22 protein-coding genes are annotated in these 19,660 nt (G+C 59.3%); 10 read left to right on the top strand and 12 right to left on the bottom strand.

Features of this window, described 5'->3' with window-relative positions:
- Positions 1 to 68: 68 nt before the first annotated feature.
- Entirely contained in the window at positions 69 to 2,252 is a 2,184-nt protein-coding gene (locus ACP7BO_RS19020) for a patatin-like phospholipase family protein (RefSeq protein WP_426212101.1), read from the bottom strand.
- A gap of 69 nt (positions 2,253 to 2,321) precedes the next feature.
- Here ACP7BO_RS19020 and ACP7BO_RS19015 point away from each other — a divergent pair, with 69 nt between their 5' ends.
- Positions 2,322 to 2,609 (top strand): SelT/SelW/SelH family protein, encoded by a 288-nt coding sequence (locus tag ACP7BO_RS19015; protein ID WP_060693954.1) that lies wholly within the window; start codon positions 2,322 to 2,324, stop codon positions 2,607 to 2,609.
- Here ACP7BO_RS19015 and ACP7BO_RS19010 read toward each other — a convergent pair.
- The 3 genes from ACP7BO_RS19010 to ACP7BO_RS19000 all read right to left on the bottom strand — a co-directional run bounded on the left by ACP7BO_RS19010 (position 2,603) and on the right by ACP7BO_RS19000 (position 5,890).
- Positions 2,603 to 3,496 carry a DMT family transporter gene (locus tag ACP7BO_RS19010; RefSeq protein WP_426212077.1) on the bottom strand — a complete coding sequence of 298 codons (894 nt, stop codon included), beginning with the start codon at positions 3,494 to 3,496 and terminating at the stop codon, positions 2,603 to 2,605. The genes ACP7BO_RS19015 and ACP7BO_RS19010 overlap by 7 nt on opposite strands.
- Positions 3,497 to 3,573: 77 nt before the next feature.
- The gene (locus ACP7BO_RS19005; protein WP_426212074.1) at positions 3,574 to 4,332 is read right to left on the bottom strand and encodes an AraC family transcriptional regulator; all 759 of its coding nucleotides are present in this window, start codon (positions 4,330 to 4,332) and stop codon (positions 3,574 to 3,576) included.
- 103 nt (positions 4,333 to 4,435) lie between these two features.
- Positions 4,436 to 5,890: a TrkH family potassium uptake protein gene (locus tag ACP7BO_RS19000; protein ID WP_060693949.1), complete on the bottom strand. Its 1,455-nt coding sequence runs from the start codon at positions 5,888 to 5,890 to the stop codon at positions 4,436 to 4,438.
- Between the two features lie 118 nt (positions 5,891 to 6,008).
- Here ACP7BO_RS19000 and ACP7BO_RS18995 point away from each other — a divergent pair, with 118 nt between their 5' ends.
- Positions 6,009 to 6,569, top strand: a complete 561-nt coding sequence (locus tag ACP7BO_RS18995; RefSeq protein ID WP_397454349.1) for an NAD(P)H nitroreductase — start codon at positions 6,009 to 6,011, stop codon at positions 6,567 to 6,569.
- A 64-nt stretch (positions 6,570 to 6,633) separates the two neighbouring features.
- On the opposite strand, the gene ACP7BO_RS18990 is transcribed toward ACP7BO_RS18995, so the two are convergent.
- From ACP7BO_RS18990 to ACP7BO_RS18970, 5 genes are all read right to left on the bottom strand, one after another.
- Entirely contained in the window at positions 6,634 to 7,968 is a 1,335-nt protein-coding gene (locus tag ACP7BO_RS18990; RefSeq protein ID WP_397454348.1) for a sensor histidine kinase, read from the bottom strand.
- A 78-nt stretch (positions 7,969 to 8,046) separates the two neighbouring features.
- Positions 8,047 to 8,475 carry a Spy/CpxP family protein refolding chaperone gene (locus ACP7BO_RS18985; protein ID WP_060693943.1) on the bottom strand — a complete coding sequence of 143 codons (429 nt, stop codon included), beginning with the start codon at positions 8,473 to 8,475 and terminating at the stop codon, positions 8,047 to 8,049.
- Between the two features lie 214 nt (positions 8,476 to 8,689).
- A complete protein-coding gene (locus ACP7BO_RS18980; protein WP_060693941.1) occupies positions 8,690 to 9,367 on the bottom strand; it encodes a response regulator transcription factor in 678 nt (225 codons plus the stop codon).
- Positions 9,368 to 9,441: 74 nt separating this feature from the next.
- The gene (locus ACP7BO_RS18975; RefSeq protein WP_426212069.1) at positions 9,442 to 9,741 is read right to left on the bottom strand and encodes a YciI family protein; all 300 of its coding nucleotides are present in this window, start codon (positions 9,739 to 9,741) and stop codon (positions 9,442 to 9,444) included.
- A gap of 1 nt (position 9,742) precedes the next feature.
- Entirely contained in the window at positions 9,743 to 10,345 is a 603-nt protein-coding gene (locus tag ACP7BO_RS18970; protein ID WP_397454346.1) for a septation protein A, read from the bottom strand.
- An 84-nt stretch (positions 10,346 to 10,429) separates the two neighbouring features.
- Here ACP7BO_RS18970 and ACP7BO_RS18965 point away from each other — a divergent pair, with 84 nt between their 5' ends.
- The 8 genes from ACP7BO_RS18965 (at position 10,430) to arfB (ending at position 17,935) form a co-directional block, all read left to right on the top strand.
- Positions 10,430 to 11,293, top strand: a complete 864-nt coding sequence (locus ACP7BO_RS18965; protein WP_060693936.1) for a PHP domain-containing protein — start codon at positions 10,430 to 10,432, stop codon at positions 11,291 to 11,293.
- Between the two features lie 13 nt (positions 11,294 to 11,306).
- The gene (locus ACP7BO_RS18960; RefSeq protein WP_060696949.1) at positions 11,307 to 11,936 is read left to right on the top strand and encodes an L-threonylcarbamoyladenylate synthase; all 630 of its coding nucleotides are present in this window, start codon (positions 11,307 to 11,309) and stop codon (positions 11,934 to 11,936) included.
- 128 nt (positions 11,937 to 12,064) lie between these two features.
- Positions 12,065 to 12,763 (top strand): segregation and condensation protein A, encoded by a 699-nt coding sequence (locus ACP7BO_RS18955; RefSeq protein ID WP_165439780.1) that lies wholly within the window; start codon positions 12,065 to 12,067, stop codon positions 12,761 to 12,763.
- A 12-nt stretch (positions 12,764 to 12,775) separates the two neighbouring features.
- On the top strand, positions 12,776 to 13,714 hold the full coding sequence (scpB, locus tag ACP7BO_RS18950; protein ID WP_426212065.1) for an SMC-Scp complex subunit ScpB: 939 nt from the start codon (positions 12,776 to 12,778) through the stop codon (positions 13,712 to 13,714).
- A gap of 95 nt (positions 13,715 to 13,809) precedes the next feature.
- Positions 13,810 to 14,001 (top strand): DUF1289 domain-containing protein, encoded by a 192-nt coding sequence (locus tag ACP7BO_RS18945; RefSeq protein WP_426212063.1) that lies wholly within the window; start codon positions 13,810 to 13,812, stop codon positions 13,999 to 14,001.
- 144 nt (positions 14,002 to 14,145) lie between these two features.
- Positions 14,146 to 15,348 (top strand): 23S rRNA pseudouridine(2605) synthase RluB, encoded by a 1,203-nt coding sequence (rluB, locus tag ACP7BO_RS18940; protein ID WP_060693928.1) that lies wholly within the window; start codon positions 14,146 to 14,148, stop codon positions 15,346 to 15,348.
- A gap of 661 nt (positions 15,349 to 16,009) precedes the next feature.
- Entirely contained in the window at positions 16,010 to 17,431 is a 1,422-nt protein-coding gene (locus tag ACP7BO_RS18935; RefSeq protein WP_060693926.1) for an amino acid permease, read from the top strand.
- A 90-nt stretch (positions 17,432 to 17,521) separates the two neighbouring features.
- Positions 17,522 to 17,935, top strand: a complete 414-nt coding sequence (arfB, locus tag ACP7BO_RS18930) for an alternative ribosome rescue aminoacyl-tRNA hydrolase ArfB (RefSeq protein ID WP_397454342.1) — start codon at positions 17,522 to 17,524, stop codon at positions 17,933 to 17,935.
- A 39-nt stretch (positions 17,936 to 17,974) separates the two neighbouring features.
- Here the strand turns inward: arfB and ACP7BO_RS18925 are convergent, their stop codons facing one another.
- The 3 genes from ACP7BO_RS18925 to ACP7BO_RS18915 form a co-directional block, all read right to left on the bottom strand.
- Positions 17,975 to 19,162, bottom strand: a complete 1,188-nt coding sequence (locus tag ACP7BO_RS18925) for an MFS transporter (protein WP_060693922.1) — start codon at positions 19,160 to 19,162, stop codon at positions 17,975 to 17,977.
- Positions 19,163 to 19,203: 41 nt separating this feature from the next.
- Entirely contained in the window at positions 19,204 to 19,380 is a 177-nt protein-coding gene (locus tag ACP7BO_RS18920; protein ID WP_003441776.1) for a hypothetical protein, read from the bottom strand.
- A gap of 84 nt (positions 19,381 to 19,464) precedes the next feature.
- On the bottom strand, positions 19,465 to 19,596 hold the full coding sequence (locus ACP7BO_RS18915) for a hypothetical protein (protein WP_257719949.1): 132 nt from the start codon (positions 19,594 to 19,596) through the stop codon (positions 19,465 to 19,467).
- Between the last annotated feature and the right edge of the window lie 64 nt (positions 19,597 to 19,660).

Below are 19,660 nucleotides of genomic sequence, written 5' to 3'. Positions count from 1 at the left end.
GCGAGCTTGCTCGCGAGCTCTAGAGGCTCGCGAGCAAGCTCGCTCCTACAGGGTTAGTACTCAGACATTTAGAACGTCTGGCCCAGATTCAGATACAGCGCCTTTTGATCATCATCGTTAAAGCCATAGCTGAAGTTCAGCGGGCCCAGCGGTGTGTCGAAGCCGATGAAAATACTCGCGGCATTGATGTAGCCGCTGTCGAATTCATTGTCGTTGTTCCAGGCCCGCCCGCGTTCCAGTGATGCGCCGGCATACAGCGGGAAATCAAACGGCAAGTACGAGCGTGGAGTGAGGCGGCGGTAGTAAACCGCGCGCATCAGACTGACGTTTTGCCCGGAAATCGCATCTTCCCTGAAGCCCGACAACTGTCGTGCACCACCCAGCAAGAAGCTCGATGTCACCACGTTGGCCTTGTCCAGCGTGCGGCCGTAGCGCCCGCCCAGAATCCAGGTGTTCGGCCCGGAGCTCAACGCCTTGTCCAGATGAAACTCCCACTGGCGATAACGCTCATCCGAACCAATCCCCGGCTCAAATTGGCGCACGCTCAGGCTGATGTCCTCACCTTCATGGGGGAAGTACACGTTATCCAGCGAATCGAACGAGTATTTGAGGTCATAAAAGCCTTCATTGAAGCTGGTGCTCGGCAAGTCGCGTTCGCCAATTCGCACATTGGCTTCGCCCCAGGCCTCGCCAACGCCAAGGCGAATCTCACCGCTGTTGCCGATCTGACGACCAAAATTCAAGCCAAAACCATAGCGTTCAAGGCGGTATTCGGCGATTGGATCGTTATCGAGGATCGACTCCACGTTCTGCGACTGGGCGTTGATATACGGCGCCAAAAAGTATCGTGAGCCGGCATCCAGTGGCTGATAGAACTCGCTGTACAACTCTTGCTGATCGCCGATTTGTACCCGCGTCAGCCACTCGGCACCCAGCCGGTTGATGCCGTTGACCCGATAGCTGGCACCGATGTTGAACGCGCTGTCGCCGCGCATATCATCCGAAAGGTTGAGCCCCAGCCGCAGGTAATCTGTGCCGCTGCGTTTGCCTCGGGCACTGATCACCAGCGTGCGGTCGTGGCCTTTGTGCACCACGCGGTATTGCACCTGTTCGAAATAGTCCAGGCCGTACAGCGTGCCCATGTCCCGTTGCAGACGGCCCAGATCCAGCGGTTCACCCACCGGCTGGCGAATGTAATAGCGAATCACCGAGTCATCTATTTTCGAGTCATTCTCAATCTTGATCGCAGTAATGACCGGGGTGCGCTCTTCAGGTGAGCGGGCGGCATCGAGTTGCTGGTCTACCGGCTGGCGCAAGCTGGCCAGGCGCTTTTCGAGGATCTGTGTGGCGCGATAGCCTGCATTGATGATGTCTTGCGAGCGCCCAAAATCGGTCACGCCAAAACTGGCCAGCGCGGGTTGAATGAGAATGTCGTCCGGCGTCAGGGATGCAAGCTGCACCTCGGAGTTGCTGCGGGTCATCAGGGTGATGGACTGGTTGAGGATGTCGAACACGGTGTTGAGCTGTTTGCGACCGCGCAACGGCGTGCCGATATCCACCACAATGACCATGTCCACCCCCATTTCGCGGGCCGCGTCCACCGGGATGTTATCGACCATGCCGCCGTCGACCAGCAGTTGACCGTTGATTTCTACGGGGGCAAACACGGCCGGAATCGACATGCTGGCGCGGATCACCTGGGGCAAGTGACCTTTGCGAAATACCACTTTCTCGCCATTGACGATGTCGGTAGCGACAGCCCGGAAGGGGATTGGCAGATTGTCGAAATCACGGATGTCGCTGCTGTGGGCCAGCAGGCTTTCGAGCAGCAGCGACAGGTTTTGACCCTGAATCACGCCCAATGGCAGCCCAAGGCTGCCATCGTCGCGAAAGCTGAGTTTCTGTTTGACCAGAAAATCGCGGTCATCCTGCTTGCGCCTGAACGGGATGTCTTCCCGGGCCGGAGCATCGGACAGGGCCTCTTGCCAGTCGATCCCCAGTGCAAGCTTCTCCAGTTCGTCGATCTTGTAGCCCGAGGCATACAGGCCGCCGATCACTGCACCCATGCTGGTGCCTGCGATGGCATCGATGTGAATGCCCTGTTCTTCTAGCGCCTTGAGCACGCCAACGTGGGCGAGGCCACGGGCCGCCCCTCCGGACAGCACCAGGCCGATCTTTGGGTGCGGGTTTTGGGCGGCAAACAGCACCAGCGGGCATAAACACAGAAGCAGGCAACTCAGCAGACGGCGCATCATGAATCTCTGGGCAAGCGACAAAGGCGGCTATTATAGCGGCGCCTTTTACTTCAGGAGTCCGAGAACATGTCAGACAGCAAGCCGGAAATTGTTATTGCCTATTGCACGCAGTGCCAGTGGTTGCTTCGTGCGGCATGGTTGGCCCAGGAGCTGCTCAGCACATTTGCCGATGATCTGGCGCAGGTTGCGCTGCAGCCGGGCACCGGCGGGATATTTCGCATTACCTGCGACGGCGTGCAGATCTGGGAACGCAAGGCTGATGGCGGTTTTCCTGAGGCCAAAGTGCTCAAGCAACGGGTACGCGATCAAATCGATCCGCAGCGCGACCTTGGGCACAACGACCGGGTTCAGTGAGCCCCCGCCCCCAGTTCTGACTTGCCCGGTGCCGGCCCGCTGGCCATGCGGCTCGACACCACAATGGCGACGATAATCAGCACGCCGCCCAGCAACATGCGCAAGGTCGGCGTCTCGTGAAACAGCACCCAGGCCAGGGTGATGCCATACACCGGTTCCAGAGCGAAGACCACGGCGGCGGTCCGGGCCTTGATCACTGCCAGGCTGGCGACAAACAAGCTATGGGCCACGCCGGTGCAGAACACACCCAGCAGGCCGATCCACAACCAGTCCAGTGGCCGCACATCAGTCAGGCCTGGCCCGGCGAAGGGCAGCAGGCACAGGGCAACCACAGCGTTTTGCCACATTGCCGCCTGCACCGCAGGTATGCGTCCCGAATTGGCCCGGTTGTTGAGTGACAGCAGCGAAAACAGCAGGCCCGAGGCAATCGCCCAGAGCAATCCTTCGGTGGCCTGGCTGGCCAGATCAAAGGTCGGGGTGACGAGGATCAGTCCTGTGCTGACCAATAGCACCAGAATGATTTCGTTGAGCCGGATCCGCTCGCGAAAGAGCAGCCCTTCGAGAATCACGGTAAATGCCGGAAAGCTGGCAAAGCCCAGCGTTGCGATCGCTACCCCGGAAATCTTTACCGAGATGAAAAAACTGACCCAGTGCCCGGCCAGCAGCAAGCCGCTGAGTAGCAGATTGCGCATATCACGCAATGACAGCTTGTACCAAACGGTATTTTTGGCCAGCCCGGCAAAGCAGGCGAGGGCAAGCACCGCGAAACCTGCTCGGCCGAACACGATAATCTGGGCCGATGCGGCGGCGAGCTTACCGAACACGCCGGTCAGGCCGAACATCAACGCACCAATATGCAGGGCGCCCAGGGCAGTACGCGGAGTCATTGCAATCCTTAAATCGATACAGGCAAGGCGTGCAGTCTAAAGCGCTGGGCGCAGGTCTGTCTGTCGCGGGACTGGCGTCAGTTGTCGCCAGACTCGCGCCGCAGCACTGAAGGCGAGGCCCCGAACTCGCGGAGCATGGCCGCAGCAAAAGCGCTTTGCGAGGTATAGCCCACACGACTGGCAACTTCACCAATTGCCAGTGTGCTGCGGCGCAGCAGGTTCAGTGCGCTGTGCAAGCGGCGCTGGCGGATGTAATCCATCGGCGTCTGCCCGCACTCAGTGACAAAGCGACTGTGCAGGCGCGCGCAGGACAAACCGGCGATCCGTGCCAGATCTGCGACCTGAAGCGCGTAGGCCGCGTGTTGGTCGATGTAGGCATCCAGTGCCGCGAACGGCAGGCCTTTGGTCTGCGGCAGGTCAGGTGCCAGAGTGTTTAAACTGGCCAGCAGCAGAATGGCGCCTTGACGTGCGATCAACGGGTCACTGACCGGGCTGGTGGCGAGCCAGTCCACCAGTTGCAGTTGATTGGGGGCAAGGGACAAGCGTGCGGCGCTGTCGAGCAGGCGGCGGCTGGCATCGGCGTGCTGGCCGAGCGATTGGCCAAGACAGTCCTGGTCGGGCACATCGAGCACCAGGCATTGGCTGCCTTGCGCGCTTTCGCAGGTGTGATGGGCGCCTGCCGGGATCACCATCAGATGTTGGCGGTGCAGTCGGCTGGCGCGGCCATCCACCTCGAAATCAAGCTTCCCGGACAGGCTGATCACCATCTGCGGGTGCTCATGACTATGGGCAATCACGTCTTGGCGGTAGTAACGCAGTGACAGGATCTGGCCCATGGTGATCTGGTCTCTGTAAGTTGTCTGTAGGAGCGAGCTCTTATCAGGCGTATCCAACAGCTCGCGAGCAAGCTCGCTCCTACAGGGTATGCCGGTTCATCTTTCAGTGCCGCCAGAATGCCGGGATGCACAGTACAAACACGGTAATGATCTCCAGGCGCCCGAGCAACATGCCCAGCGACAGGATCCACTTGGCCGCGTCCGGCAGGCTGGCGAAGTTGCCGGACGGGCCGATGGTTTCGCCCAGCCCTGGGCCTACACCGGATACCGTACTGGCGGCGCCGGTGAGGGCGGTCATCCAGTCCAGCCCCAGCAACGACAGGGCCAGTGCAATCACGCAAATGGTGATGGCAAAGAAGAACGAAAACGTCAGGATCGAGCGCACGATTTCTTCGTCGAGGCGGTGGCCGTTGTACTTTTGTTTGATCACTGCGCGCGGGTGGATCAGTTGGTTAAGGTTGGCCTTGAGCAGGATGTAGGCAACCTGAAAGCGGAAAATCTTGATCCCGCCTGCGGTTGAGCCCGAGCAGCCACCAATGAAACCGAGATAGAAAAACAGCATCAGCGAGAAATTGCCCCACAGGCTGTAGTCACCCAGCGCAAACCCTGTGGTCGTGACCACCGAGGTTACGTTCAGCGCTACGTGGCGAAAGGCATCCCACCACGGCATGTTGGTGGTCCACCACAGCCAGGCGCTGAGCACCAGCCAGGTAACCAGCAGCAGGCCGAGCAAGCCTTGCACCTGCTGATCCTTGATCAGGGCCTTGCGATGGCCGCGCAAAGTAGCGACATACAAGGTAAAGGGCAGGCTGCCCATGATCATGACCACGATAGCGACCCAGTGCACCGCAGGTTGCGACCACTTGGCCAGCGACTGGTCAGACGTTGAAAAACCGCCGGTGGAAATGGCCGACATGGCATGGTTGATCGCATCGAACACGCTCATTCCGGCCCACCAAAAGGCCAGGCTGCCCAGAATGGTGATACCGACATAAGTGGCCACAATCAGGCGCGCCACCATGTGCGAGCGCGGCATGACTTTTTCGGAACGGTCTGACGATTCGGTCTGGAACAGGCGCATGCCGCCGATCCGCAACAGCGGCAAGATCGCTACCGCCATGCCGATAAAGCCGATGCCGCCGAGCCAGTGCAGCATCGAGCGCCACATCAATATGCCGGGCGACATGGTATCCAGGCCGCTGAGCACCGTTGAACCGGTAGCCGTGATGCCGGACATGCTTTCGAAAAACGAGTCGGTGTAACTGATGTGCTGCGTCAGCAAAAATGGCAGGGCGGCAAATATGCACACCACCACCCAGCTGGACACGGTCAGCAGATACATATCGCGGGGGCGCAGATGAACTTGCTCCGGGCGTCCGGGAATGACCAGCGCCAACCCGGCCAGAAAGGTGATCAGGCTGGCCCACAGAAAGGACGGCAGATCGCCCATGTGGTCAAAAATCACCAGTGTCAGCATCGGCACGGCCATGCTGATCGCGAGCGTAATCAGGAAGATGCCGATAATGAAACCGATGATGCGTAAGGTCGGCAACGCCATGAAGTCAGCTCGGGATGAAAGAGGGGCGCCATTCTACCTGTGGGGCGGGGTATGTAAACCGCCAGCCCTTGGGTAGATACCGTTAGAATAGCTGCACATTTTCTTCAGGAGGTGGCCAATGGAGGCTCTCGACGCTTTGCTCAACCGTGTTTCTGCCCCGCGCCTGCTCGATCCCGCGCCCACGGCTGAGCAACGTGAAGTACTGTTTGCGGCGGCCTTGCGTGCGCCGGATCATGGCCAGTTGCGGCCTTACCGGTTTTTGACGGTTGAAGGCGACGCACGTCATCAGCTGGGTGAAATCCTTGCCGGGGCCGTACAGGCCCAGGGGGGCGAGGTGACTCAAGCAGCATTGGACAAAGCCCGGGCCATGCCATTGCGCGCGCCATTGGTGGTCGTGGTGGTGGCCCGCCTGCAGGATCACTTTAAAGTGCCCAAGGCAGAGCAGTTGATCACCGCAGGTTGCGCGGCCCATGCCATTGAGCTCGCGGCCTACGCTCAGGGTATCGGTGCGGTATGGCGTACCGGCGAGTTGTCATATGCGCCGCATGTGGCCAGAGGGCTGGGCTTGTCAGAGGGTGAGCAGGTGGTTGCGTTCCTGTACCTGGGCACCCCGCAGAATGAACTGCGCGCCGCACCGAAAGTGGATACGGCTGAGTTTGTGCAAGCGTGGTCTGTATAACGACGATGTAGTATTCCCTGTTGGAGCGAGCAAGCTCGCTCCTGCAGTCTATTTATTCGCCGGTTTAAAGCGTGCCGTTGGGCTCCAGTGGCAACTCCAGCGTGGCAACAAATCCCCCCTGCGGATGATTGTTCAGTAGCAGCCTGCCGCCGTGACGTTCTGCCGCCCGACGCGCAATGGCCAGCCCCAGGCCGTGCCCGGCTGCCGTCTGGCCGGGCGCCCGGAAGAACGGTTCGCCCAGTTGTGCCAGGTACTCTTCAGGCACGCCTGGGCCATGATCGCGGACGCTCAGGCTAATGTGCTCACCTTCGCGAGCGGCTTTGAGCTCAATCGGGCTCCCGGGCGGGTTGAAGCGTTGCGCGTTGCGCAGCAGGTTGTCGACGGCGCGCTCGATCATCGTCGGCCAGCCGCTGAGGCTTAGGCCGGGTTGTGCATTAAGCTGTACTGTTTGTTCGGGAGCTGCCAGCGAGGCGTCTTTTTGCACTGCTCTGAGCAATCCGTTGAGCTCGACAGGCTCGGCGCTGGCCTGGTCGGCATCAACCCGCGCCAGGGCCAGGATCTCGCTGATCAGTGACTCCAGGCGATCGCACTCGCGGGTCAGGCGCGGCCAGAGTTTTTCGCGTTCTTCTGGGCCGGCGCGTTCTGCCAATGCCAGGGCGATGCGCAGCCGTGCCAGCGGCGAGCGCAATTCGTGAGACACGTCACGCAGTAACTGACGCTGACTGCCAATCAGGCTTTGCAAGCGAGCGCCCATGCGGTTGAAGTCGGTGGCCAGCACGCCGAACTCATCCCGGCGCGAAGCCAGTCGCGCCAGGCTGTTTTGCTGGTAGGTGGTTTGCCCCAGGTCATGCACTGCCCCGCGCAAGCGGCTCAGCGGGCGGGTGATCGACAGGGTGACCAGCAAGCTGAACAGCGTCAGGACCACCAGAGCAATTCCCAGCGCACTGAGCGGCCAGATCAGACTTTGGCGATGCCATGCATCCAGTTCAGGGTGGGGGATGCGATAAATCAGCAAGTAGGTTTCAGCGGTTTTCGGGCTGGTGTACTCGACGGTCAGGCGGCGCCACGGCAGTTGCTCTTCACCGGGGTGCTGGCGCGCTTCCCACGCGGCGGCCCGCCGCGGAAACGTACCGCGCACCACGGGGTCGCCACTTTCGTTGAGCACTTGTACGTCGATGTGATAGCGGCGTTTGCGCTGTTCGAGGAATTCTTGCGCGGAATCGGCGCCCTGGGTTTCGTAGCGCTCGGTCCATTGTTGCGCCAGGTTGGCGATGCCGGGGTGCCGGCTGAGAATCCAGGCGTCCTGATTGAGCATGTGCCCCAGCAGGATCGACAGGCCTGCGACCAAGGCAATCGCCAGCCAGAAGCTGGCGAGAATGCGCCAAAACAGTGATCGCACGGTAATTCCTCGCAAGTAATTGATCAAAACGAGCAAAGCCCAACGACCGGGGGCCGTTGGGCTTGGTGGGTGCGCGAATTATTGCGCTTTTGGAGCCTGTTGCGCTTTCCACTCTTTGAACTGTTTCCACTCTGCCTGACGCTCGGCACGTTTCTTTTGCATCTCGTCGAAGGTCTTCTGCTGGTCAGGCTTGAGCACGGCCCGGATCTCGCTTTGGGTTTTATCGTGCTTGGCTTTCATCTCGTCTTTAAACGCTTGCTGATCGGCAGCCGGCAGTTTTTCCAGATACTTCTCGACCAGTTGCTTGCGGTCATGCATTTGCTGGCCCATCAGCTTGCCGATCTGCTGGCGCTGTTCGCGGCTCAGGTCCAGTTGGCTGTAAGGGGCATCGCCGCGACCGTGCTCAGCGCCGTGACGTGGACCCATTGGACCGTCGCCACCAGGCATGGCCATTGCGACGGTTGGCAGGGCAGCAGCAAACATCAAAGCAATTAGAGTCTTACGCATGGTGTGTCTCCTTCATTACTGTTCCGGTGAATCCGGATGTGCTTAGTTTAGGGAGATCAAGGTCAACCGCTGTCAGTCGAGGGTAAAGCTTAGGTAAAGAGGGTATTGCTGCGGGTTTACATAACAGGCTTGTGGGGAAGCAGGCTTGCCGGCGATGCAGGCAGCGCGGTTGGCGCTGATTCAATCGCTGGCACCCATGGAGAAACGTGCGTCTTCAGGCGCTATAGAAGTAACCCCGGCTGCGCAACGCAACGATGCGCGGGCGGCCATCAGGGTGGGGGCCGATCTTTTTACGCAGGTTGCTGACATGCATGTCCAGGCTACGGTCGTACAGGGTCAGTTTGCGGCCCAGGGCAATCTGCGCCAGTTCCTGCTTGTCCAGCGGTTCTCCCGGCTGGCGCAACAAGGCCTCAAGCAAACGGCTTTCGGACACTGTCAGGGTAATGTCGTGCTGGTCGATCGTGGCCACGCCGCGCATCGGGCTGAAGCACAGGTCTCCCAGTTCCATCTGAGTGGATACCGCGGTCGGGTGGCTGCGTCGCAGTACGGCCCGCAGGCGGGCTGTCAGCTCGCGGGGGTCGCAGGGTTTGGCAAGGTAGTCATCGGCGCCCAGTTCGAGCCCCAGAATACGGTCCAGAGGTTCGCCGCGGGCTGACAGCATCAGCACCGGCAATTCGGGGTGGTCGTGGCGCAGTTGCTTGAGCAGTTCCAGGCCGCTGCCGTCGGGCAGCATCACATCCAGCACTACGGCATCGGGGCTCGATTCACTTAACGCCTTGCGGGCGCTAAGACCGTCGTGGCAAGCGCGGACCTGGAAGCCTTCCTGGCTCAACCAGCTGCTCAGAAGCTCGCACAGCTCCTGGTCATCATCTATCAGTAACAGGTCGCTCATGACTTACTCGATTTAGCCAGTGCCGACGCCATTTACGCCGGTCACTGGCGAAGATACCGCAAGCGCCGTAGGGGTTACGGCAGTACTTGTTTGAACGGCTTGACGATCACATTGGCGTAAACGCCGGCTGCGACGTAAGGATCAGCGTCGGCCCAGGCCTGGGCAGCACTAAGGGAGTCGAATTGGGCCACGACCAGGCTGCCGCTAAAGCCGGCTACGCCTGGATCATTGCTGTCGATGGCCGGGTGCGGACCTGCCAGCACGATACGGCCTGCATCCTTGAGTTGAGTCAGGCGCTCAAGGTGGGCCGGGCGTGCAGCCAGGCGGGCATCGAGTGAGTTGGCGACGTCGGTAGCAATAATTGCGTAGAGCATGTCAGTCCTCGGATTTTGAGTGGGTTGTTGGCGCATCGGTGTCATGCAGGTGGCGCGACAGATAAATGCCCTGGGCTACCAGGAACAGCAAGGTCATGCCCAGGCTGCCGAATACTTTGAAGTCGACCCAGATGCTTTGATAGGTGAACGCAACGAACAGGTTGGCTGCGCCGCAGAACAGGAAGAACCCGATCCAGGCCAGGTTCAGGCGGGTCCACACTGCATCGGGGAGGGTCAGTGCATGGCCCATGATGCGTTTGATCAACAGTTTGTCGCCGATAAAGTGGCTGCCGGCAAAAGCCAGTGCAAACAGCCAGTTCACCACAGGCGCTTTCCATTTAAGGAATGTTTCGCTGTGGAACGCCAGGGTCAGGCTGCCAAACACCAGGCAGGCGATCAGGGTCAGCCATTGGCTCTTTTCGAGTTTGCGCTGCTTGATGAACAGAATGCCGTACACCACCAGCGAACTGATGATGAGCATCGCCGTAGCGCTGTAGATACCGCCCACAGACAGGCTGTGCCCGGCGATTTCGACGATGCGTGGCTCGATTTTGTAGACGATGAAAAACAGTAACAGCGGGATGAAGTCGATGAATTGTTTCACAGTGGCAGCCAGAAGCAGGATGTAGCGGCATAATAACAAACATCAATGACAGCGAAAGCGTCAGCTAGAGGTTATTAAATCCCCGTGGAAATTGACTTGCATTGCCATAGCACAGCTTCTGATGGCGCCCTGGCGCCGGCGGTACTGGTTGCGCGTGCGTTCGAGAAAGGTGTGCGAGTCCTGGCCCTGACCGATCACGACACACTTGAAGGCCTCGATGAAGCCCGTGAAGCGGCGCTGGCGCTGAACATGACGCTGATCAACGGCGTTGAACTGTCGTGCACCTGGGGCGGGGCGACGATTCATGTGCTGGGCTACGGTTTTGATGTCAATGCTCCGGCGTTGGTTGAGGCCATTGCCAAACTCCACGATGGCCGCTGGCTGCGGGCCCAGGAGATCAGCCGCAAGCTTGAACTCAAAGGCATGCCCGGTGCGCTTGAGGGCGCGCGGGCCATACAGCAGGCCTTGGGTGACAGCGGTAACGCCCCGGCCCGCCCGCACTTTGCCGATTTTCTGGTCCAGGCCGGCTTCGTCAAGGATCGCGCCGAGGCGTTTCGCAAATGGCTGGGTGCCGGCAAATTGGGCGACGTCAAACTGCACTGGCCGACCCTTGAAGACACTGTCGCCACCTTGCGTGCAGCCGGTGCCTGGGTGAGCCTTGCGCATCCCTCGCACTACGATTTTACCCGCAGCAAGCGCCGTCGCCTGATTGGCGACTATATTCAAGCCGGGGGTCACGCGATTGAAGTGGTCAACGGGCATCAGCCGGCAGAGCAAGTTGGCAGCCTGGCGATCCTGGCGCGTGAGTTCGGTCTGCTGGTCAGCGCCGGCAGTGATTTTCATGGCCCTGGAGGCTGGTCGGAGATCGGCGAATATCGCCCGATTCCTGAAGACTTGCCGCCATTATGGCGTCGATTCAAATATGACCAGCCCGCTGCCAACGTCTGAACAGGGAAACTCTGTGAGCCAATTTTTCCAGATTCATCCGGAAAACCCGCAACCGCGGCTGATCAAACAGGCCGTAGACATCATCAAAAAGGGCGGGGTCGTGATTTACCCCACCGATTCGTCCTATGCCCTTGGCTGCCAGATGGGCGACAAGCACGCCATCGAGCGCATCAAGCGCCTGCGTAATCTGGACGACAAACACAACTTCACCCTGATGTGCTGCGACCTGTCGCAGCTGGGTTTGTTTGCCAAGGTTGAAACCGGTGTTTTCCGGTTGCTCAAGGCCCATACACCGGGGCCCTACACCTTTATTCTGAACGCCACCCGTGACGTGCCGCGGCTGCTGCTGCACCCCAAGCGCCGGACTATTGGGGTGCGGGTGCCCAGTCACCCGATTGCCCTGGCGCTGCTTGAAGAGCTGGGCGAACCCTTGATGAGCGTGACCCTGATTTTGCCGGGTGAAAAAGAGCCGATGGAAGATCCATACGAAATTCGCGATGCCCTGGAGAAACAGGTCGACCTGATCATCGACGGCGGATTCGGCGGCAATAAAGCGTCGACCGTTATCAGTCTGATCGACCTCGAGCCCGACGTCGTACGTGTGGGTTGCGGCGATCCGACCCCGTTTATGGTCGAGGCCTGATGTCTGACGTCGAAACCATAGAAGGCGTTGACGCTCAGGCCGGTGCCCAGCAGGAACTGCCGTTTGCCATGGTATATGGCCAGGCCGTTATCGAAATGCCGCTGGACCTGTATATCCCGCCGGATGCGCTGGAGGTATTTCTCGATGCCTTTGAAGGTCCGCTTGACCTGCTGCTGTACCTGATCCGCAAGCAGAACATCAATATTCTCGATATCCCGGTGGCGGAAATTACCCGCCAGTACATGGGCTATGTCGAACTGATGAAAACCGTGCGCCTGGAACTGGCTGCCGAATACCTGGTCATGGCTGCGATGCTGGCCGAGATCAAGTCGCGTATGCTCCTGCCGCGCTCGGCCGAGATCGAGGAAGATGAGGGCGACCCACGGGCCGAACTGATCCGTCGCTTGCAGCAGTACGAGCGGTTCAAGGCGGCAGCTGAAGGTCTAGATGGCTTGAGCCGGGTAGGGCGTGATGTGATCGTGCCCAAACTCGATGCCCCCGAAGCACGGGCGCGCAAGCTGGTGCCCGATGTGGCGCTTGAAGAGCTGCTGATGTCGATGGCCGAAGTGTTGCGCCGCACCGACATGTTTGAAAACCACCAGGTCAGCCGGGAAGCCCTGTCGACCCGCGAGCGGATGAGCGACGTGCTGGAGCGCCTCAAGGGCGGCGGCTTTGTACCCTTTGTCGAGCTGTTTACTGCCGAAGAAGGCCGTCTGGGTGTGGTTGTAACCTTTATGGCCATTCTTGAACTGGTAAAAGAGTCGCTGGTCGAGTTGGTACAGAATGAACCCTTTGCGGCAATCCATGTGCGGGCGAGAGCCGAATAAAGAGCTGAAACCATGAATTTGACTGAACCCCGCGAGCTGGCCCCCTTGCTCGAGGCCTTTTTGTTGGCCTCGGGAAAGCCGCAAAGCCTTGAGCGGCTGTTTGAACTGTTTGAAGAGGGCGAGCGTCCAGAGCCGCCAGTGTTCAGGAAGGCCCTGGAGTTACTGCGCAAATCCTGCGACGGACGGGCTTTTGAGCTTAAGGAAGTCGCGTCTGGCTATCGCCTGCAGATTCGCGAAAAGTTCTCGCCGTGGGTCGGGCGCCTGTGGGAAGAGCGCCCCCAGCGTTATTCGCGGGCCATGCTCGAAACCATGGCACTGATTGCCTATCGCCAGCCGATCACCCGTGGCGAAATTGAAGATGTGCGTGGCGTGGCGGTGAACAGCCATATCGTCAAAACCTTGCTTGAGCGCGAATGGATCCGCGTGGTGGGCTATCGTGACGTGCCGGGCAAGCCTGCCATGTTCGCCACCACCAAGGGCTTTCTCGATCACTTCAATCTGCGGAATCTGGACGATTTGCCGCCCCTGGCGGAGCTGCGCGAACTGGAACCTGACCCGATCCTCGACTTTGACGACGCCCCGGTGCCAGCACATCTGCAGGCCCTGGCCGACGAAAGCGCCGAGCCTGAGGAGCCCAAGGATGAGACCAGCTTCCGCACCTTGCTGGTGGAACTGGACACCATGGAGGAGGGTCTTAAAACTGACTTTGATGACCTGCTTCGCGACGGCGCTCCCGTCGAAGAAACCCAGGTTGCAGTTGAAGTGCTTGAATCCCGGCCAGAGCCAGAGCTAACGCCAGAGCCGAGGCTCAGCGCCGCCGAGTTGGCACGTGAACGGTTGCGCGCTGCTGTGGCGGCACTGGAAGCGCGGTCAACCCTGAGTGACGAAGAACTCGAGGCCCGGGCCCTGGCCGAAGCCATCGAACAAGAGCGCCGCGAACAGGAAGATTGACCCCCCCTGTAGGAGCGAGCTTGCTCGCGATCTTTTGATCTTTTAAAAGATCGCGAGCAAGCTCGCTCCTGCAGGGCCAATCACGAGGCCTTTTTATGAGTTCAACCAAAGACCCTTGCATTAGCGTTTGCAAATTTTCCGACGATATCTGCATCGGCTGCGGCCGCACCAAGCGTGAAATCAGGGCCTGGAAGAAGTTCGACAAGGACGATAAACGCATCGTGCTGGCCGAGTCGGCCCTGCGGTTGTTGGCCCTGGAGGCCACCGGTCGGCGGAAAAAGAAATAAGACTGACAGTTCATGGCCAGGCTTTGATGCGTATTGCGCCACATCAGCGTATGATTCGCGACCCTCAAACGCTCGCTCGAGCCGAGAGACCCTATTTTCAACACCTCAGGCTTGGCCTGAGTTGACACACCGGGAGGTGCCCAGATGAGTGATCTAGACCCTAAAGACAGCCAGGAAATTGGCCCAGCAGGCGAAAAACTACAAAAAGTTCTCGCCCGTATTGGCGTGGGTTCGCGTCGCGACGTAGAGAGTTGGATCAGCCAGGGCCGGATCAAGGTCAATGGCAAGGATGCAACCCTGGGTCTGCGTGTAGACCTGCATGACGCCATTTCCATCGATGGCAAAGTGATCAAGCGTGAAGAAGCAGCCGAATCGGTTCGCCGCGTGATCATGTACAACAAGCCCGACGGCGAAATCTGCACCCGTGACGACCCTGAAGGTCGTCCGACCGTGTTCGACAAACTGCCGCGTCCCAAAGAAGGCCGCTGGATCAACATCGGTCGACTGGACATCAACACCACCGGCTTGCTGATGTTCACCACTGACGGTGAACTGGCTAACCGCCTGATGCACCCTTCCTACGAGATGGACCGTGAATACGCGGTACGTGTCCGTGGCGAAGTGGATGACGAGATGATCGAGCGCCTCAAGGCCGGCGTTGTGCTGGAAGACGGCCCGGCGCGCTTTACCGACATCAAGCAGGCTCCGGGCGGCGAAGGCTTCAACCATTGGTACCACTGCGTAGTGATGGAAGGCCGTAACCGTGAAGTGCGTCGTCTGTGGGAATCCCAGGGCCTGGTGGTCAGCCGCCTGAAGCGCGTGCGTTTCGGTCCGGTGTTCCTCAACTCCGACCTGCCGATGGGTCGCTGGCGTGAAATGAGCCAGTTCGAGGTTGATATCCTCAGTGCTGAAGTGGGCCTCACGCCGGTTGCCATGCCGCAGATGAACGCCAAGAGCAAAGACAAGCTTGAGCGTATGCAGCGCAAATCGTCGCGTCCTGTCGCGCGCACCGATCGCGTTGCCCGCACCCTGCGTCCAGCTGAAGGTGCACCACTGGCACCGCGTCCAGCGCGTCAGCCGCACATCGAAGGCGAGCGCCCGGCGCGTCCTGCCCGTGATGAAGCTGCCCGTCCTGCGCGCAAGCCGGCCGGTCGCACCGACCGTGTACCTGCGGGTCGCGGTGCTCCGGTTGCAGAGCGTCCGAGCGAAATGAACAAGCGCCCTGGCAAGCCCAAGCCAACCCGTTCGGGCCCCAAGCTGGTCGACGATGCACCGTCGGGCAAGCGCCGTGGCGCACCGGCCGGCTCGGGTCAGCGTCCAGGCTTCGGTCGTCGCAAGCCGCAGTAAGCGTTAACGTTTAACGCGGTACAAAAAACGCCAATCCTTCGGGGTTGGCGTTTTTTTATGCCCGCAATAAACCGCAGATTCGGTAGGAGCGAGCTTGTCTCGCGATCTTTTGACCTTTGCAATCGCGCGGCAAGGATGCGCGTTCAGATAATGGTTTTAAAATGGAAAGATTTCGTTACGCATCGTAAAGTGAATGCCACAAAATCAAAGGGTTATGGGCACGGTGTTGCTAAATCAGGCTTGATGTAACGAAAACTTTCCGTAAAAAACACCGTTCGCCCCGTTTTCGGCAAAAAGCTGGCTTGTTTAGTGTTGCCAAGAGCGGTGTGATGGGATCTTGCCTTCGAGCGGGTGTACAATGCGCCGCGTTTTAACTGTGACCCAATTGCGTACCCGCGCATTTTGCGCTTCACCGGCGATAGGCCGATGGGCCAAAACTTCGAGGCTAACCCGCCTTGTTAATTCCGCAATGCCACAAGCGTTGCGGGTTCGATTCCGTCACAGATAAAAACAAACAGGTGACGCATGACTCGTGAAACAACCTTGGATTCCTGGCGTCTGCGCTGGGGTTTGATTTGTGTTGTAGACCTTTCGATCACTGCCTCTGGTGCTCACGTTACAACGCACTGAATCACATCAAACCTTGTGTGGGACCCTTTCAATGAGTGGACAAACCTCGCATTCGGGCGAGCTTAAACGCGGCCTGAAAAATCGTCATATCCAGCTGATTGCCCTTGGTGGCGCGATTGGTACCGGCCTGTTTCTCGGTTCTGCCGGGGTACTGAAGTCGGCCGGCCCGTCAATGATTCTGGGGTATGCGATCTGCGGCTTTATTGCCTTTATGATCATGCGCCAGCTTGGCGAAATGATTGTCGAAGAACCGGTTGCCGGTTCTTTCAGCCACTTTGCCCATAAGTACTGGGGCGGTTTCGCCGGCTTCATGTCGGGCTGGAACTGCTGGGTGCTGTATATCCTGGTGGGCATGTCGGAGCTGACTGCGGTCGGCAAGTATGTGCACTACTGGTGGCCCGAGATCCCGACCTGGGCGTCGGCGGCTGCCTTCTTCGTCCTGATCAACGTCATCAACCTGACCAACGTCAAAGTGTTTGGCGAGGCCGAGTTCTGGTTCGCGATCATCAAGGTGGTGGCCATTGTCGGCATGATCGCGCTGGGCAGCTATTTGCTGGTCAGCGGCAGCGGTGGTCCTCAGGCATCGGTGAGCAACCTGTGGGAGCACGGCGGATTCTTCCCCCACGGCATCACCGGTCTGGTAATGGCCATGGCCTTTATCATGTTCTCCTTCGGCGGTCTGGAAATGCTCGGTTTTACCGCCGCAGAAGCCGACAAGCCACGTACCGTAATCCCCAAGGCGATCAATCAGGTGATCTACCGCATCCTGATTTTCTACATCGGCGCCCTGGTGGTTCTGCTGTCCCTGACCCCATGGGACTCGCTGCTGGAAACCCTGAATGCCGGTGGCGACAGCTACAGCAGCAGCCCGTTCGTGCAAGTGTTCTCGATGCTGGGCAGCAACACCGCTGCGCACATCCTCAACTTTGTGGTGCTGACCGCGGCATTGTCGGTTTACAACAGCGGCACCTACTGCAACAGCCGCATGTTGTTGGGCATGGCGCAGCAGGGCGATGCCCCGAAAGTGCTGTCTAAAATCGACAAGCGCGGCGTGCCGGTCAACTCGATTCTGGCCTCAGCTGCGGTGACGGTGATTGCGGTTCTGCTCAACTACCTGATGCCCCACGACGCGCTGGAACTGTTGATGTCGCTGGTAGTGGCCACGCTGGTGATCAACTGGGCGATGATCAGCTTCTCGCACTTCAAGTTCCGCCAGCACATGGACAAGACCGCACAAACGCCGCTGTTCAAGGCGCTGTGGTATCCATACGGCAACTACATCTGCCTGGCGTTCGTGGCGTTCATTCTGGTGATCATGTTGCTGATCCCCGGCATTCGCGTATCGGTGTATGCGATTCCGGTGTGGGTAGCCTTTATGTGGCTGTGCTACCTGATCAAGAACAAGCGCGCGTTGCAGGCAACGACTGCGGCTTGCAGTTCAGCTGCCAAATAAGCTGAGCGATACACCCCACAAACCCGGCCATTGCGCCGGGTTTGTGGTTTGTGGGGTATCCTGCAGGCCCTGAAGACGGACCTATTTTTGATGCTGGTGATTTCCAACAACGTTCATATTCCCGATAACGAGATCGAGCTCACAGCCATTCGTGCTCAAGGCGCAGGCGGGCAGAACGTCAATAAAGTCTCGAGCGCCATGCACTTGCGCTTCGACATTGCCAACTCGTCCTTGCCGCCGTTCTATAAGGAGCGCCTGCTGGCGCTGCGTGACAGCCGGATCACCAGTGATGGCGTGCTGATCATCAAGGCCCAGCAATATCGCACTCAGGAACAGAACCGGGCAGATGCGCTGGAGCGTTTGGCGGAATTGATCATCAGCGCCACCAAAGTCGAGAAAAAACGCCGTCCCACCAAGCCGACCTTAGGCTCGAAAAAACGGCGTCTGGAGTCCAAGACCAAGCGTGGCAGCATCAAGGCCGGGCGGGGCAAGGTAGATTTCTGACACCACCTGTATCTATGCAGGAGCGAGCGCCTGCAGTCTTTACGCGGGCCTTAAACGCTTGGCCTGGCGATACAGATAAACACTCAGCAACAACCCGCTGAACGCCGCCATTGCCGCGAACAAAAAGATCGAGGCAAAGCCAAAGCCTGCAGCCACGGCACCCACCAGGGGGCCGGTAATGCCCAGTGACAGGTCGATAAACAGCGAGTAGGCGCCCACTGCCGCGCCACGGCTGGAGGCCGGCACCAGATTGACCGCTTCAACCCCCAATGCCGGGAATACCAGCGAGAAGCCGAAACCACTGAGTGCTGCGCCTGCCAGTGCCAGCTCAGGGTTGGGCGCCAGCCATAGCAACAACAGCCCCAGGGTCTCGACGCTCAGGCAGGCAATCGCCACCCGAAAGCCGCCAATGCGGTTGATCAGGTTGCCGAACAGCAGTCGCGCACCGATAAAGCTGGCGCCAAACAGGCTCAGGCACAGTACGGCGTTTTCCCAGTGATTGGTCGCGTAGTACAGGGTGATGAAGGTAGCGATGGTGCCAAAGCCGATCGAACCCAGCGCCAGACCTGCGCCATGGGGCAAGACGCGGCCCAGCACATGCAGGAACGGCAGGCGCACGCCGCTGACAATCGGCGCTGCACGTTTGGGCCAGGCCAGCAGCAGGCCGATGGTAGCCAGGGCAATAATGCTTGCGCCCATGCTCCACATGCCCCAGTGGCTGACCATCAGCACGCCCAGCGGGGCGCCGATGGCGATGGCGCCATAACTGGCGATGCCATTCCAGGAAATCACCTTGGCAGTGTTTTGCGCCCCGACCCGGCCAATGCCCCAGCCGATGGAGCCGGAACCCACCAGGCTTTCAGCGCTGCCCAGCACCAGCCGGCCGATCAGCAGGCAGGTCAGGCTCAGCGCCGGCATGGCCGCGGTCCAGGTGGATGCGAGCATCAGCACGCCACTCAGGCCGCAGCCTGCCAGGCCATACATTACGGCGCGCTTGCTGCCACGATTGTCGATGATGCGGCTGGCATAAGGACGGCTCAGCAGCGTGGCCAGATATTGCACGCTGATCACCAGTCCGGCGATGACCGTGCCGTAGCCCAGGTGGTTGTGTACGTATCCGGGCAAGACAGCCAGCGGAATGCCGATGTTCATGTAGCCGATAAAGGTGAACAGAACGATGGAAACCACTTGTAGCGTGATCGCCATTGGACGCTGTGTTTCAGGCATGGGGTAGGGGTCCTGCGGGGGTGCGGTTGGGTGCGGATTGATTATAGCGGCGCAACCAGTTGTGTCGCGATCAGGGCGGCCAGGGCGTTTTCCTTGGTGCCAAAACGTTTGAGCAAGGTGGCTTGCTTCTCTGGGGTAAGGCGCTCCCACAGGACGATCATTTTCTCGGCGGTGCCGATCAAAACGCTGGCTTGGGTTTCGCTGAAGGTATCGGTCACGCTGTATTCCTGGGAGGGGGGTGGAGCGATTGTGTCAGTCGGTGTGAAAAAACCAATGCTTTTTCACACCGACTGATGAAGCCGTCAGTCTTCGCTGTCGGCCATGAGGCTTTCAGAGGCCTCTTCCAGTGCGGGGTTTTCGCCACTGGTGTGTTCCGGGATTGGCTGCTGAGTTTCTTGCAGGCTTGGGAAGGGGAGGTTTGGGATTTCGTGCATCGTCGCGCTCCTCGCAAGGTGTGTTTAAGTAGCTTGCTAAGGATACAGGACGAAGTGTGACAAT

Origin of the sequence: Pseudomonas sp. TWR2-1-1 (assembly GCF_049897045.1) — a bacterium.
Taxonomy (GTDB): Bacteria; Pseudomonadota; Gammaproteobacteria; order Pseudomonadales; family Pseudomonadaceae; genus Aquipseudomonas; species Aquipseudomonas versuta.
Note: the sequence above shows the minus strand (reverse complement) of the source record. Positions and strands in the feature narration are given on the sequence as shown.